Raw genomic sequence first — 1,598 nt, forward strand, 5'->3', positions numbered from 1 at the left:
GACGAAGTGAGTGATACCCTGCTTCCAGGAAAAGCCACTAAGCTTCAGCTACACACGACCGTACCGCAAACCGACACTGGTGCGCGAGATGAGTATTCTAAGGCGCTTGAGAGAACTCTGGAGAAGGAACTCGGCAAATTGATACCGTAACTTCGGGAGAAGGTATGCCGCAAGTAGGTGAACTTGAACAAAGGGAGCCCAAAGCGGTTGCAAAAAATCGGTGGCTGCGACTGTTTAATAAAAACACAGCACTCTGCAAACACGAAAGTGGACGTATAGGGTGTGACGCCTGCCCGGTGCTGGAAGATTAAATGATGGGGTGCAAGCTCTTGATTGAAGTCCCAGTAAACGGCGGCCGTAACTATAACGGTCCTAAGGTAGCGAAATTCCTTGTCGGGTAAGTTCCGACCTGCACGAATGGCGTAACGATGGCCACACTGTCTCCTCCAGAGACTCAGCGAAGTTGAAATGTTTGTGATGATGCAATCTCCCCGCGGAAAGACGGAAAGACCCCATGAACCTTTACTGTAGCTTTGTATTGGATTTTGAACGGATCTGTGTAGGATAGGTGGGAGGCTTTGAAGTGAGGACGCTAGTTCTCATGGAGCCGACGTTGAAATACCACCCTGGTGCGTTTGAGGTTCTAACCCAGGTCCCTTATCGGGATCGGGGACAGTGCATGGTAGGCAGTTTGACTGGGGCGGTCTCCTCCCAAAGCGTAACGGAGGAGTTCGAAGGTACGCTAGTTACGGTCGGACATCGTGACGATAGTGCAATGGCATAAGCGTGCTTAACTGCGAGACTGACAAGTCGAGCAGATGCGAAAGCAGGACATAGTGATCCGGTGGTTCTGTATGGAAGGGCCATCGCTCAACGGATAAAAGGTACTCTGGGGATAACAGGCTGATACCGCCCAAGAGTTCATATCGACGGCGGTGTTTGGCACCTCGATGTCGGCTCATCTCATCCTGGGGCTGTAGTCGGTCCCAAGGGTATGGCTGTTCGCCATTTAAAGAGGTACGTGAGCTGGGTTTAAAACGTCGTGAGACAGTTTGGTCCCTATCTTCCGTGGGCGCTGCAGATTTGAGGAAGCCTGCTCCTAGTACGAGAGGACCGGAGTGGACACACCTCTGGTGTATCGGTTGTCACGCCAGTGGCATTGCCGAGTAGCTAAGTGTGGAAGAGATAACCGCTGAAAGCATCTAAGCGGGAAACTCGTTTCAAGATGAGATCTGCCGGGGCCTTGAGCCCCCTGAAGAGTCGTTCAAGACCAGGACGTTGATAGGTCAGGTGTGGAAGCGCAGTAATGCGTTAAGCTAACTGATACTAATTGCTCGTGAGGCTTGACCCTATAACTTTGATGACGTGATCATCAAGGTGGTTATGCCAAGTAAGGCGCAGTCAAAATACAAAGCTGATTACAGACTCTATGAATTCGTTGTGTTGCTCCGTGAGCAGCATGACAACAAGTTATGCCTGATGACCATAGCAAGTTGGTACCACTCCTTCCCATCCCGAACAGGACAGTGAAACGACTTTGCGCCGATGATAGTGCGGGTTCCCGTGTGAAAGTAGGTCATCGTCAGGCTCTTACAGCC

2 rRNA genes (1 of these 2 cut by a window edge) are annotated in these 1,598 nt (G+C 51.1%); both read left to right on the forward strand.

Features of this window, described 5'->3' with window-relative positions:
- Window positions 1-1,351, forward strand: a 23S ribosomal RNA gene (locus tag BW39_RS07110); it begins 1,525 nt to the left of the window's first position.
- 124 nt (window positions 1,352-1,475) lie between these two features.
- Window positions 1,476-1,588 (forward strand): 5S ribosomal RNA (gene rrf / locus BW39_RS07115).
- The last annotated feature ends 10 nt before the right edge of the window (window positions 1,589-1,598 follow it).

It is taken from the genome of Delftia sp. RIT313, assembly GCF_000632165.1.
GTDB classification, from domain to species: Bacteria; Pseudomonadota; Gammaproteobacteria; order Burkholderiales; family Burkholderiaceae_C; genus Comamonas; species Comamonas acidovorans.